The organism is Kribbella sp. NBC_00662, assembly GCF_041430295.1.
In the GTDB taxonomy this organism is placed as follows: Bacteria; Actinomycetota; Actinomycetes; order Propionibacteriales; family Kribbellaceae; genus Kribbella.
Window position 1 is genome coordinate 472,446 of sequence record NZ_CP109029.1, and the last position, 13,622, is coordinate 486,067.

12 protein-coding genes are annotated in these 13,622 nt (G+C 68.5%); 4 read left to right on the forward strand and 8 right to left on the reverse strand.

Features of this window, described 5'->3' with window-relative positions; all coding sequences use genetic code 11:
* Positions 1–5 precede the first annotated feature (5 nt).
* The 4 genes from OHA10_RS02300 to OHA10_RS02315 form a co-directional block, all read right to left on the reverse strand.
* Positions 6–3,077 (reverse strand): GH92 family glycosyl hydrolase, encoded by a 3,072-nt coding sequence (locus OHA10_RS02300; RefSeq protein ID WP_371404500.1) that lies wholly within the window; start codon positions 3,075–3,077, stop codon positions 6–8.
* 172 nt (positions 3,078–3,249) lie between these two features.
* Entirely contained in the window at positions 3,250–3,987 is a 738-nt protein-coding gene (locus OHA10_RS02305; RefSeq protein WP_371404501.1) for a DUF3800 domain-containing protein, read from the reverse strand.
* A gap of 90 nt (positions 3,988–4,077) precedes the next feature.
* The gene (locus OHA10_RS02310) at positions 4,078–4,971 is read right to left on the reverse strand and encodes an NAD-dependent dehydratase (RefSeq protein WP_371404502.1); all 894 of its coding nucleotides are present in this window, start codon (positions 4,969–4,971) and stop codon (positions 4,078–4,080) included.
* Positions 4,968–5,792, reverse strand: coding sequence for a phosphotransferase family protein (locus OHA10_RS02315; RefSeq protein WP_371404503.1), 825 nt, complete (start codon positions 5,790–5,792; stop codon positions 4,968–4,970). The genes OHA10_RS02310 and OHA10_RS02315 overlap by 4 nt, the downstream gene beginning before the upstream one ends.
* 77 nt (positions 5,793–5,869) lie before the next feature.
* On the opposite strand from OHA10_RS02315, the gene dapD reads away from it, so the two are divergent.
* Positions 5,870–6,808 carry a 2,3,4,5-tetrahydropyridine-2,6-dicarboxylate N-succinyltransferase gene (gene dapD, locus OHA10_RS02320; protein ID WP_371404504.1) on the forward strand — a complete coding sequence of 313 codons (939 nt, stop codon included), beginning with the start codon at positions 5,870–5,872 and terminating at the stop codon, positions 6,806–6,808.
* Between the two features lie 131 nt (positions 6,809–6,939).
* On the forward strand, positions 6,940–7,893 hold the full coding sequence (locus OHA10_RS02325; RefSeq protein WP_371404505.1) for a hypothetical protein: 954 nt from the start codon (positions 6,940–6,942) through the stop codon (positions 7,891–7,893).
* A 45-nt stretch (positions 7,894–7,938) separates the two neighbouring features.
* Here the strand turns inward: OHA10_RS02325 and fdxA are convergent, their stop codons facing one another.
* Positions 7,939–8,265 carry a ferredoxin gene (gene fdxA, locus OHA10_RS02330; RefSeq protein ID WP_012923087.1) on the reverse strand — a complete coding sequence of 109 codons (327 nt, stop codon included), beginning with the start codon at positions 8,263–8,265 and terminating at the stop codon, positions 7,939–7,941.
* Between the two features lie 117 nt (positions 8,266–8,382).
* On the opposite strand from fdxA, the gene OHA10_RS02335 reads away from it, so the two are divergent.
* Entirely contained in the window at positions 8,383–9,309 is a 927-nt protein-coding gene (locus tag OHA10_RS02335; RefSeq protein ID WP_371404506.1) for a GNAT family N-acetyltransferase, read from the forward strand.
* On the opposite strand, the gene OHA10_RS02340 is transcribed toward OHA10_RS02335, so the two are convergent.
* Entirely contained in the window at positions 9,291–10,661 is a 1,371-nt protein-coding gene (locus OHA10_RS02340) for an MFS transporter (RefSeq protein WP_371404507.1), read from the reverse strand. The two genes, OHA10_RS02335 and OHA10_RS02340, sit on opposite strands and share 19 nt — an antisense overlap.
* Positions 10,662–10,716: 55 nt before the next feature.
* On the opposite strand from OHA10_RS02340, the gene OHA10_RS02345 reads away from it, so the two are divergent.
* Positions 10,717–11,154: a type II toxin-antitoxin system PemK/MazF family toxin gene (locus OHA10_RS02345; RefSeq protein WP_371404508.1), complete on the forward strand. Its 438-nt coding sequence runs from the start codon at positions 10,717–10,719 to the stop codon at positions 11,152–11,154.
* A gap of 40 nt (positions 11,155–11,194) precedes the next feature.
* On the opposite strand, the gene OHA10_RS02350 is transcribed toward OHA10_RS02345, so the two are convergent.
* Together OHA10_RS02350 and OHA10_RS02355 are read right to left on the reverse strand one after the other, a co-directional pair.
* Entirely contained in the window at positions 11,195–12,967 is a 1,773-nt protein-coding gene (locus OHA10_RS02350) for a VanW family protein (RefSeq protein ID WP_371404509.1), read from the reverse strand.
* Positions 12,968–13,078: 111 nt separating this feature from the next.
* Positions 13,079–13,597 (reverse strand): flavin reductase family protein, encoded by a 519-nt coding sequence (locus tag OHA10_RS02355; RefSeq protein ID WP_371404510.1) that lies wholly within the window; start codon positions 13,595–13,597, stop codon positions 13,079–13,081.
* Positions 13,598–13,622: the final 25 nt, after the last annotated feature.

Consider the following 13,622-nt stretch of genomic DNA (forward strand, 5'->3'; position numbering starts at 1 on the left):
TGCGGTTAGTTGAGAAGTTCTATTTGGGTGAGGGGTGTGGGGGTGGGGAAGGTTAGGCGGTAGTGCTGGAACGTGGTGGGGTTCGGGATGGTGAAGGGGCGGGTTTGGCGGGGCCAGGGGAAGGATTGGTTGGTGCGGGTGTCCAGGACGGTCCAGGTGGTGCCGTCGGTGGAGCCCTCCAGGTGCCAGGTGGTGGGGGCGGTTCCGGAGGCGGCTGAGGTGAGGGTGTAGAGGGTGGGGGTCGCGGGTGACGGGAGGGTCCAGGTGACGGTCTCGACCTCGGCGGAGGTGGTAGAGGTGTCGTCGAACAAGGGGTTGTCGGGATCGCGCGGGATCAGGTCGGCGAGTGGGGTGGGGATGGCGTCGTCGAGGGTCAGCGCCGGTGGGGAGTGCAGGGTGGCCCAGTCGGAGGGGGTCGCGCCCAGGGTGAAGTCCAGGGTGTCCGCGACTTGAAGGTCGGCGGCGGTGATGGATGCGGTGGGCAACGGTTTGCCGTCGACCAGGACGTCTTGGACGTAAGGGTTTTCGACGCCGGAGGCGGTGACGGTCAAGGGTCGGCCGCCGAGGGGCGCGACCACCGTGCGGGTGAAGAGCGGGGAGCCGATGGCGTACTCGGGAGCGCCGACGCGGAGCGGATAGAGACCCAGGGCGGCGAAGAGGTACCACGCGGACATCTCGCCGTTGTCCTCGTCGCCGGGGTAGCCCTGGCCGATTTGTTCGCCGACGTACAGGCGGTCCAGCACCTCACGGACGATCGCCTGGGTCTTGTGCGGGGCGCCGGCGTAGTTGTACATCCAGGCGATGTGGTGGGCGGGCTGGTTGCTGAAGCCGAACTGGCCCATGCGGACGGCCTGGGCCTCGACCATCTCGTGGATGACGATCGAGTACGTGCCCTTCTTCGTAGCCAGTTCGGGGGTGGAGAAGAACCCGTCGAGCTTGGCCTCGAGACCGCGACGGCCGCCGTACAGGTTGGCGAGTCCGCGTGGGTCGTGGGCGACGTGGAAGGCGAAGTTCCAGCCGTCGGTTTCGGTGAAGTCGCCGCCCCACTCCTCGGGATCGAAGTCGGCGGGCGACTTGGCAAAGGTCCCGTCCGCGAGGCGGCCTTGGAAGAAGTTGACTGCGGGGTCGAAGAGCAGGACGTAGTTCAGCGAGCGGCGGCGCAGGTACTCCGCCTCCTCCAACAACTGCGAACGCCGATCAGGAAACACCTCAGCCAACTGCAACGCCATCGACGCCAGCCCGAAGTCGTTCAGGTACGCCTCGAGCGACCACGACACGCTCTCCTCGGTGTCCGTGCTCACGTACCCGGCGAAGAACCCGGTCTCCACGCCCTTCCGTCCGACCTCGGTCGCCTCCGGCGCGACGGTCGCGTTCCGGAGCCCGGCGTCGTACGTCGCCAACGGGTCCAGCAGCTCGACGCCCTTCAGATAAGCGTCGGCGAACGACACGTCCGAGCTCGTCCCGGTCATGCAGTCGGCGTACCCGGGCGACGACCACCGCGCGATCCACCCGCCGTCGCGATACTGCTGTACGAACCCGTCGATCAGCTCCGCGGTCAACGCGGGGTAGAAGAACGCGTACGCCGGCCACGCAGTCCGGTAGGTGTCCCAGAACCCACTGTTCACATACATCTTGCCGGGCTTCACGACCGCGTTGGTCGAGACGTCGGTCGCCAAACCCTCGACAGGCAGCACCGGGCTCGCATATACGTACGACGGCTCGGAAGCGGTCCCCGCGTTCTCGAAGTGCGAGTTCGGGTAGAGGTTGAGCCGATACAGGTTGCCGTAAACGGTTCGCAGTTGCGGCAGCGTCGCCCCCTCGGGCCGCATCACCGCGAGACGTTCATTCCAGGCGGCGTTGGCGGAGGCTCGGATCTCCTCGAAGGTCCCGCCGAGCTCCAGCGACAGGTTGTGCCGCGCCTGGTCGACACCGATGAAGGACGTTGCCATCCGCAACGTCACCTCCGGTACGTCGAAACTCGCCGCCCGCGCGTTCTCCCGCCCGCCCGAAGCGGCACCGAAACCGATCGGTGCGACGGAGAACGTGCCGTAGCAGAACATCCGCGTCCGCCCGGTTTCCGCGCCGTTCTCGACCCGGCCGGTGACCGCGGTCCCGTCGTACGAGAAGGCGCCGTTCTCGTCGATCGTGTCGAAGACCAGGTGCCGCCCCGCCGCGTCGGCCGGGAACGTGAAACGGAAGATCGCGCCGTGGTCGGTCGGGGCGAGCTCCGCGCGTACGCCGTTCGCGAGCGCGACTGCGTACAGATCAGGCCGCGCGACCTCGTCGTCGTGGCTGAATGCGACCGCGCGCTCGGCCGGATCGCCCAGCGGCTCGGCGGCCGCAACCGGCATGATCGTGAGCTGATCGCGGTCGCCCATCCACGGACTCGGCTGGTGCGAGAACGTGAGGCCCTGCAGCTCGGGACGGTTGTCCGCGTTGTTGGCGCGGTGATACTCGTACGGCCAGCGGTACGTCGACGCGTTGGTCACCGGGGTGAGGAAGTTGAACCCGTTCGGCCACGCCGTGATCGGGAGCGTGTTGCCGCGGGAGAAGTCATGGCTGGCGTTGGTGCCGCGCCGGGTGTCGACGTACGCCGTGAGGTCCGTACCGTCCGGCTCCGCGGGCGCCGGCCCGATCTCGACGTCGTCGATCCAGCCCTCGAAATCTGCCGCCCCGGGCGCATCCACCACGAGCAGGACGTCGGCGATCGTCTTCCCCGCAAAAGCAGTCAGATCGACTTGCACGTCGTTCCACTGATCGGCGTACAGAATCTTCGCCGCACCCTGGCCGGCCGCGTCGGCCGGCTTCCCGTACTGATCAGCCCCCGCCGACCGCGTCCCATCCGAGAAGACGAGCTCCACCGCCGCGTACGTCGCGGAGTACGTCAACCCCGCATCGAGCACCGGATAGATCTTGTACCGCAACCGATCCCCAGCGCCGACCACTCCCCCGGCCCCCGGCAGCCCAGCCTCCTGCCGACCACCGGAAGTCCCCGAATACCGGGTCCCGTCCACACTGCTGAACCCAGCCCGCGGGCTGGTCGGTCCACCTGGTCCACCACCGGTCTCAATGATCACGGCGCAATGTTACGTATCAGTGCGGCGCCGCGGGAGGAACGTTTCCATCGTGGACGGCCTGCTAAACTGACGGTCACGAGGCCTTCGATGGCCGCGGAGAGAACGCCAGGTCTGCTGTCAGACCCGCCTGTCAGGTGCGGCGCTCCGGACCATCGAAGGCCTCGTTCCGTCTTCACAGGCCGTCCTCCGGCCACCACGGGTAGGCCGCCATCGTGCCTGGCAGCACAGTTCCTTCGAACCCGTCCGGATACCGAATCTGCGGCCGGACCGCCAGCAGGTGGTGAGCTTCGAAACCGCCGAACTCATCCGCCTCCAGGCCGGCGCGCAGCATGCCGCAGTACTGATCCGCTGCCTGCAGTCCGTCGAGCTGTCCGGGTCCCAAGAACGCAGGTCGACCTCGCAGCAGATCCCATGGGGCGTCGGCCGAGTCGCTCACTCGTAGCTTCTCGAACCAGGCCAAGGTCTCCTCGTGACGGAATCCACGGACGTGCCCGAAGGTGATCACGAGATCCCGGCGGCCTCCCGGCCATTGGTCCGCGGTGTCCAGGACCTGTTCGAGCACCCGTCCGGCGACGAAGTTGTAGAAGGCAACCTGGTCCGAGATCCGCTCGGCGACGGCGGCCTTCTCGACCAGCACGATGTTCAGGACAGCGCCTGGCACCGCGGCGAGCTGCGATGCGACGAACTGTCTGCGTGGGTAGCGCTTCACGTGCTCGGTCCAGTGCAACGGCTTGCCCGCGGGAACTGACAGCCGTCGACGGCACTCGGCGATTGCGCGCCTCAGACCCGAGTCGTCCTCGTCGGCGACCACCACTGCGACCATGCCGAAATACCGCGACGATCTGGACGACAGACCACGGTCGCCGGTTTCGTCCACATAGGCACGCACCAGTGGCCGCTCGAAGTACATGGAGCGACACCTTAGGTGCCGGTGACCAAGTGCGGAGGGCGTCGACCCGCGCCTGTGGATATCTGCCCTGGGATGCCCCGGGATGCCCCGTTAGTGAGGCGGGTCGGGCGGGATGTTTCCCTCTTGGATCCAGGTGACGTAGTCGCGGGCGGACTCTTCGGGTGGGCGGAGTTGGAGGCAGGCGGTCAGGGCTCGGGTGTTGTCGAGTTGGAAGGTGCCGTCGTTGGTGCCGTCGTGGGGGAGGTGGAAGCGGTCTTCGGAAGGTTCCCAGTTCACCGCAGGAGGGTTGGGTACGGCGGAGCGCCAGGCGTCGGCGAGGTCGGTCATGGTGTGGGTTGGGCCGACTGCGTTGTAGGGACCGGGCAGGCGGTCGGTGGTGAGGTGGAGGAGGAAGGCGGCCAGGTCGCGGGCGTCGATGTACTGGATGGGCTGGTCGGGCCGGGCGGCGCATTCGAGAGGTTCGTTGTAGGCCAAGGCCCAGCCCCAGTTGCCGAAGTCGGGGTTGTAAGGGCCGACGACGAAGCCGGAGCGTACGGCGGCGGTTCGGTCGCCGAAGGTGGCGGTGAGCAACGATTCGTTGCGGACTTTGGACGGGCCGTAGAGGTCCATCGTGAAGTGGTCCTCGGGTGCGCCGTCCGGCCAGGGCAGCAACGGTGCGTACTCCGTCATGCCGGGAATCACCTTGCTGGCATAGACCGCGATCGACGACATGTAGGTGTAGAAGCCGCATCGGTCGCGCAGCAAAGCGGCGCTCAGCGAGACGTCCCGGACGAGGAAGCCGGACATGTCGATCACGCCGTCCCACTCCCCACTCGCCAACACGTCCGGCGCCGCACGCTCGCCGACGAGACGGCGTACGGAGGGGTACAACGACGGGTTCGTCAGACCGCGGTTGAAGAGCGTGACATCGTGGCCGGAGGCAAGCGCTGCCTCGACGACGTGGCGGCCGAGATTCTTCGTACCACCCAGGACGAGGAGCCTCACGACAACGCACCGACGACGTCAGCGAGCTCCCTCAGCAGCCCGTCGATCCAGTCCGCCGACTCCGGGATCGTCCGCAGACCCTCCTCGACGATGAACTTCAACGCGACCAGGTAGAAGCAACCACCGCCGACCAAGAGCTGCCGCTCGACCACGGCAGGATTGGTGCCTGCGGCATCGATGTAGCGGGCAACTATCGGGGCACGGTCATGACCGAGCGACTCGGCGTCACGCAGCAGGGTGTAGAGGTCGCTGAGATGCGGCGCCAGATACGCGCCCGGCCAGTCGATCGCAGTCCAGCGCACGCCGTCGGTGACCAGGTTCTTGGGCACGAAGTCACCATGCACAACCCCGACAGGTACGTCGCGGTGCAGCGCGGCCAGCGCCTCGGTCAACGGGCTGAGATCGAAGTCGATCCGCCCGATCCGGGCCGCCATCTCCTTCACCCGCTCCGGCGGGAACTCACTACGCTGCGGCACCTCCCGCGACCGGATCGTCGCAGCCAGCTCGGCAGCCGCAACGAAGCCCTCCGCGCTCGGCTCCTGCTCCAACGTCACCCGCCCGACGTCCGCCAGCACCAGCACGCCCGCCTCCGGGGAGCGATACCGATGCAGCAACGAAGGCGCCGGGAGCCCGAGCGGTACGACGAAACGCTCGTACGCCGCCGCCTCGTCGGCCTGCCCATCGGTCCCCCGCTTCACGATCACGCTGCGAAGCCCGTACGACAACCGCCACACCTCGGACGACCCCCACTGCCGTAACAACTCCCCGCTCAACGCGCCGACCCCAGGAGCCTTCGTAGCCTCGAGAACCGGATCCGACACAACCTCAAGCCAGGCGGGAAGCATCCGAAGAGTAGACCACGGCACGCGCTCACTCGCCGCCGAATTAGGGTGTAGCCATGACCGAGACTGCCGTGCATGCCTGGGGCTTCGGCCTTGCGACCGTGACGACCGCTGGAGACGTCCTGGACGTCTGGTACCCGTCGCCCGCGCTTGGGGCGCGGCCCGAGGACACCAAGGCGCCTGCCGAGCTGATCGCCGCCGAGGGCCACGACGACCTCCGGCAGGTACGGCGTGAGGTGGTGGCGACCCAGATCGTGCTGGACGACGCCCCGAACGGTACTGCGGACGCGTACCTCCGCCTGCACCTGCTCAGCCACCGCCTGGTCCGCCCGCACGGCGTGAACCTGGACGGCATCTTCGCCGCCCTCCCGAACAACGCCTGGACGTCCCTCGGCCCGGTCCAGGTGGACGAGATCGAGAACGTCCGGCTCCGGGCGCGTGCCGCCGGGCAGCACCTCGGCGTCACCAGCGTCGACAAGTTCCCGCGGATGACGGACTACGTCGTACCGTCCGGCGTCCGGATCGGGGACGCGGACCGGGTCCGGCTGGGCGCACACCTCGCCGAGGGCACCACGGTCATGCACGAGGGCTTCGTGAACTTCAACGCCGGCACGCTCGGTACGTCGATGGTCGAGGGCCGGATCGTGGCCGGGGTCGTGGTCGACGACGGCAGCGACATCGGCGCGGGCGCGTCGATCATGGGCACGCTGTCCGGCGGCGGCAAGCAGGTCATCTCGATCGGCAAGCGGTGCCTGCTCGGCGCGAACGGCGGGACCGGCATCTCGCTCGGCGACGACTGCGTGGTCGAGGCGGGGCTGTACGTGACCGCCGGCACCAAGGTCACCCTCCCGGACGGCACCACGGTCAAGGCCCGGGAGCTGTCCGGGCAGCCCGGTCTGCTCTTCATCCGCAACTCGGTCACCGGTGCGGTCGAGGCCCGGCCGCGCAAGGGCGAGGGCATCACGCTCAACGAGGCGCTGCACGCCAACGCCTGACCTGTACGAAAGTATGACTTTGCCAACCAACACAGACCTGCACACGTCAACCAGTTCGTGATGGGCGAACTGGAACCTGTCCCCCGCCCTCGGACGTTGGGAGCGGTATGCCGGTGAAACGTGGTGCCCTCGTGGCCGTGGGTGCCATCGGCGTGCTCAGCCTCGCGGTCGGCGTCGGTGTCGCCTGGCTCGGCGGCAAGCAGGTCGGCAAGCTCCTGCCGCCGCGCGAGCAGTGCACCGCCACGGTGAACGGGCAGATGGTCGTGCTCGACTTCGAGCAGGCCGAGTCGGCGGCGATCATCGCGGGCACCGCCGTACGGCGTGGGCTGCCGGCCCGCGCGGCGACGATCGCGCTGGCGACGGCGTACCAGGAGTCCGACCTGCGCAACCTGGCGCATGGGGACCGCGACTCGCTCGGGCTGTTCCAGCAGCGGCCGTCACAGGGCTGGGGTACGGCGACGCAGGTGCGGGACCCGTATTACGCGACCGGGAGGTTCTACGACGCGCTGGTGAAGATCAAGAACTACCAGCAGCTCGCAGTCACGGTCGCTGCCGACAAGGTGCAGCGCAGCGCGTTCCCGACGGCGTACGCCGATCACGAGGCGGACGCGCGGGTCCTGGCGTCGGCGCTGACCGGGCAGTCGAAAAGCGTGTTCAGCTGCACTGTGAACACGGACTCGGTGCCGGTGGAGAAGATGGGACCGAACGGGCTCACGCCGCGGGCTGACGCCGTACGGAAGGATCTGATCCGGACGTTCGGGAAGCTGTCGACCGGTGGGTACGCCGCGGGCGGCGTCTCGACCGGGCACATGGAGGGGTCGGCGCACTACGACGGGCGGGCAGTGGACGTGTTCGTCCGGCCGATCTCGGCGGCGCACACGACGAAGGGGTGGGCGATCGCGCAGTACCTGGTCGCGCGGGCCGACCTGCTCAAGATCAAGACGGTCATCTTCAGCGACAAGATCTGGACCGCCGGCGGCCGGTCGGACAGCGGCTGGCGGGACTACACGCCGCCGGAGCGCTCCGGCGACCCGAAGATCCTCCGCCACCTCGACCACGTCCACGTGGACGTGCTGGACCAATAGAAATGGGACGCCCACACTGGGCGTCCCATTTCTGTGATCAGTCGCTTACTCGTCGTGCTCCTGCGGGGGCAGGGCCGCGATGAACGGGTGGTCCTTGTCGATCTTGCCGAGCTTGGACGCTCCTCCAGGCGAGCCGAGGTCGTTGAAGAAGTCGACGTTCGCGGTGTAGTAGTCCTTCCACTGCTCCGGGGTGTCGTCCTCGTAGTAGATCGCCTCGACCGGGCAGACCGGCTCGCACGCTCCGCAGTCGACGCACTCGTCGGGGTGGATGTACAGCATCCGGTTGCCCTCGTAGATGCAGTCGACGGGGCACTCCTCGACACAGGCGAGGTCCTTCAGGTCAACACACGGCTGCGCGATGACGTAGGTCACTGCTACTCCTCCTATGGCAGGCAAGCGCAGCGTCGGATTCGGGGTGCTGCGATGCGGTGATGCTCGTGTCTCTAGTATCACGGTAGTCCTTCGCCCACTTTGCCAGGAGTCCGGATCGTGTCAGGCCTCGGCGCCCGTGATATCGGCCACCGTGTCGTCGTCCGGCACCGGATACCGGGCGGTCTGACCGATCTGATCGGCGTTCTGCAGGCCGGGGACCCCCAGATGCTGGCTGTCCGGCACGCGGACGGCACGCTGCACGAGATCCCGACCGCGGACGTGACGGCGGCCAAGACGATCCCGGAGATGCCGCTGCGCCCGGTTGACGTCGACCAACTGTTCCTCACCGCCGCGTTGGGCCGCCCGGCTGCAGAGACGGCGTACGTCGGCCACTGGTTGCTGCGAGCATCCTCGGGCTGGACCGGCCGTGGCAACTCGCTCCTCCCCGCCGGCGACCCCGGTATGCCGATCCCGGACGCCCTGCAGCAGGCGACGGCCTTCTACGACGAACGCCGCCTCCCGCCACAGGCGCAGGTCCGCCTCGGCAGTCCCCAGGACGAGGAGATCCGTGCCTGCGGGTGGGTCGACGCCCGGCCGGAGCAGTCCGACGTACTCGTCATGCACACCACACTCGACCACGTGAACGCCGAGCCTGCGTACGACGTGGAGTTGACCGAGCGGCCGGGTGACGCGTGGTACGCGGCTGCTTTCGAAGGCCCAGTACCGGTTGTGGCACCGAAAGTGCTCGAGGGGGCCGCGAAGGCGGTGTTCGCGTCGGTCCGCCTGGACGGCGCGGTGGTAGCGGTCGGGCGAGGGTCTATGACGGGGCATTGGCTCGGCGTGGACGCGATCCGGGTCTGCTCGGGCTATCGGCGTCGGGGCCTTGGTACGGCGATCGTCCAGGGGCTGGCGCGGTGGGCGGGGCCGCACGGCGGGCGGCGTACCTATCTCGAGGTGCTGCTCGAGAACGCCGCCGCCATGGCGACGTACACGCGGCTCGGGTACCGCGAGGCGTACCGGTACCGCTATCTGACCAATCGGTGAGCCGCACCGGACCCGATCAGCGTCAGTACGACGAAACCCGCCAGCACGACCTCCAGCGCCCTACTGGGGTCCGCAGCCAGCGCAGCGTAGGTCGAGCCCGCCAGCGCGACACCTAGCGCTCCAGAGAGCTGTGCGTTCGTCGCCACCACTCCGGACAGGTCAGCCGCGTACTCCGAGGACATGCGCGACGTGACCGCACCGATGAGCGTGTTTGCGCTGATACCGAGCCCCAGGCCGCCAATACCCAGCAGAGCGAACAGCAGCGGACCGGTGTGGCCGCCGAGGAGCAGATAGGCCAGCACGCAGAGGTAGCCGGCGGTCAGGACCAGACAGCCGACGACCGGCATCCACCGCACTCCCCTGCGCAGTTTGGGCAGGATCGGTCCGGCCAGGCCGAAGGCGGCCACCCAGACGACCATGGCGAAGCCCGAGTACGCCGGGCCCTTGTGCAGCCCGCCCTGGAGGTAGAGGGCGAGAACGAACAGCAGAGCGAAGTACGTGCCGCTGGTGCACCCGTGGGCAAGCAGACCGGCCCGGACCGAGCGGTCGGCGAGGACCTGGCGCGCTATGAGCGGGCGGCCACCGCGGGCGGCTGCACGACGTTCGCCGTACTCGAAGAGCGCTAGCGCCGGCAGGCTGAGCAGGAGGCACAGCCAGGACCAGGTGGGCCAGCCGCGTTCGGAGCCGAGCAGGAGCGGCACGATGACGAGCAGAACCGTTGTGGACAAGGCGAGTACGCCGGTCAGGTCGAGGCGGTCACGACGTCCGACCGGATCAGCAGGGAGCAGGCGACGACCGGCCACAGCCAGCGCGATGCCGATGGGCAGGTTGACCAGGAAGATCGGCCGCCAGCCAGTGCCGAACAGGTCAGCTGCGATCAACACGCCACCGAGCAGCTGACCGGCTACTGCACCGCCGGACAGCGCGATCGAGAAGTAGCCGAGCGCCTTGAGCCGGTCGCGGCCCTGGAAGTGCAACTGGATGCCGCTGAGCACCTGCGGCACCATCAGCGCCGCACCGGCACCCTGGACGAAGCGAGCAACGACCAGCAACGAGATGCCGGGAGCGAGGCCGCACAAGGCAGATGCCGCGGTGAAGACGGTCAGACCGAGCAGGAACGTCCGCCGATACCCGAGCGACGAGCCGAGCCGCGCTCCGGTGATCAGCAGTACGGCGAACGCGACGACGTACCCGGAGACGACCAGGCCGACCGCGCCCTCGGAGGCGTGCAGATCAACGCCGATCGACGGACCGGCGACGTTCGCGACCGCGGTGTCGATATTGGCCATGAACTGGCCGGTGAGCAGGACGGCGAGGATCGCGTCCCGATTTCGTGTCTGAGTGATGTGCACGTCGATGGAACGGTGTGAGACCGCCGTGATGTGAGGGGCATTAGGCTCCCGTGCCATGGCGGATCACGTGGTGGAGCGTCCGGAGTACCCCGGGGACTTCGAGGGGACCGTGCACGTCGAGTACAAGCCGCACCCGGACGACGGGGTGGCCGATCCGGGCGAGATCGTCTGGACCTGGGTGCCGTTCGAGGAGGACCACCACCGGGGCAAGGACCGGCCCGTGCTCGTGGTCGGATCGGACGACGTCTACCTGCTGGCGCTCATCCTGACCAGCAAGGACCACGACCGCGACGCCGCCGACGAGGCGCGCTGGGGCCGGGTGTGGATGGACATCGGCAGCGGAGCCTGGGACAAGGAGCACCGGCCCAGCGAGATCCGGCTGGACCGGGTCCTGCGGATCGACCCGCAGCAGGTACGCCGCGAAGGCGCCGTGATCGACGAGGAGCTCTTCAACCAGGTCGCCGCCGAGCTCCACCAGCTCCACCGGAGCTAGCCGGCCAGGCTCCAGGAGCCAGCCGGCTCGGCTCCGGGAACTAGCTGGCCGGCTTCGTCGGCGGCTTGACCCGGCCCGGCGGCGTGGTGGTACCGCCGGGTGGTGGGGTCGGGGTGGTGCCGGGCTTCGGGCCGCAGCGGATGTCGTTGGCGGCGTTGTACTTCGTGGTGAACTGCTCGGTCTTGACCCGCGCGCCGTTCTTCGCGAAGTACCGGAAGATCGTGATGTCGAAGCCGGGGGTCGGCGCCTGCGCCTCGCAGCCCGCCGCCGGGTTGTACTGGACGACCGGCTGCCGGAAGTTCGTCTTGGCCGACTGCCCGGCGGTGATGTCCCAGACCTTCGTGCCCCAGATGATCACCCGGATGCTGCCCGAGTTCCCCGGGGTCGACGGCTTGAAGACCGTCTGCACCAGGATCCCGTGACCCGAGTCGTTCAGGAACTTCAGGTCGACGTTCGGCCACGCGACGGTCGCCTCCCGGCCGACCGGGTAGCGCGAGATGTAGACGCTGTGCGCCTTGTGCTCGAGAACCTTCAGCCCGGCGAAGAAGGCCGCGTTGAAAGTGGTGGTCGCCGACTGCGAGACGCCGCCGCCGAGGTCCTTCTCGAACTTCCCGCCGCTGATGATGTAGCCCTCGGTGAACCCGTTCTCCTTGGTCCGCTCGCCGACGATCTTGTTCAGGCTGAACGTCTCGTTCGGCTTGAGCAGCGTCCCGTTGATCTTCCGCGCGGCGGTGCCGATGTTGGTGTTGCGGTACGGCGCGTGCGGGAACTGGGTCTGGAAATCACCCATCTTCTCGGTGATCCCGAGCGCGGTCGCCTGCTCGGTGGTGAACTTCGCCTTGGTCGGCGTCAGCGGTACGGCGGCCCGCCGCTCGCCGGTCGGCTTCGGCAGGATCGCCAGGATCGCCGCACCGACCTTGGTCCGGTCGACGACCATGCCGTCGACCGCCGGGATCACCTTCGGCCCGGCGCCGACGATCTGCACCGTGGCGTCCTTGGGCAGCGTCTCCAGGGCCTTGAACCGCTGCTGGAACAGCGGCTCCAGCGTCTTCGTCCGCAGCGCCGGGATGACCTGGCCGTCCTGTGCGGTCAGCGTCAGCGCGGGTGCGATCTCGGCCGGCTGCAGCTCGACCGACTTGGTGCCGACGGTCAGCCGGACCGGGCCGGACATCGCCGGCTCGGCGAAGTCGGTGAGCGCCTTCTTGATCGCGTCGTTCCCGGCCTTCGGCTGGGTCACGCCGACCGGAAGGTCCTTCGGGTTGCCGTCCGACGGGTACGCCGCGACCACGGCCGCCGGCGCCTTCGCGGCGTCCAGCTGCAGTCCGGGGGCCGGCTGATGCGTGACCGGCTCGGTGCCCTTGAACGTGATCGTGCCCTCGGTGGCCGGCCGGTTCACCTGCGCGGCGAGCTTGTCGATGGCGGCCTTGAGCCTCGCGTCGTCCTTGTCGACGACCGGCTCGACCGCGTCACCGCCGGTGAGTGCGTGCCAGATCCGGGCCGGGGAGAGGCTGCGGCCCGCGCCCGCGGCCTCGACGGTGGCATCCACGTCGACGGTCAGGCCGGCGTCGGCCGGGGCCACGGTGAACTTCGACTCGCCCGCCTTCAGCGCGATCGGGGCGGCGATCCGGTCCTTCAGACCGGCGTCGAGCTTGGCCTTCGCGGCGTCCTTGGAGAGCCCGCCGATCGGGATCCCGAGCACGGTCGTGTCACCGGGGATCTTGTCACCGGCGAACGCGAACGCCGCTCCGTACCCCACGACGAGCACACCGAGCGCCGCGGCGGCAATGATCCCCGCGAGCTGCTTTCTCCCCACCGGACAGAGTCCTCCTGCTCGAGCCGTGGTCAAGGCACAAGCGCACATCTTACGGGACGCGAGCGGGTCCTCCGACCGCCGGGGCAGCCCCTGGTTGCCCCGCGGTAACGCTCAGTTTCCCGGGAGATTCCGGTAGTGACTGGAGTGGTAGATCAGCGCGCTCGGGTCGGCCGGCTCGCCGGTGCCGAGGCTCAGCACCTCACCCACCACGATCGTGTGGTCGCCCCCGTCGTACGTCGCCCACGTGCGGCACTCGAGCCAGGACAGCGAGCCGTCGACCACCGGGCAGCCGGTCTTCGGGCCGGCCGACGTCGCGATGCCGTCGAACTGGCTGTACAGATCGCGGCCGGACCGCGCGAACCGCTCGGCGATCTCCCGCTGCGCACCGGACAGCACCGACGCCGCCCAGTACCCGCAGTCAAGTACGGCGGCATGCATCCGCACGCCCTTGTCCACGCAGACGAGCACCAGCGGCGGATCGAGCGAGACCGAGGTGAACGCGTTCGCGGTCATCGCGTGCGCGACGCCGTCCTGCAGCGTGCTCATGATCGTGATCCCCGACGCGAACTGCCCGAGCGCGGTACGGAACTCCGCGGGCGGGACGCTCCCGCTGGGCTCGGTTGAGGACACCCCAGCAGGTTATGCCTGCTGGAAG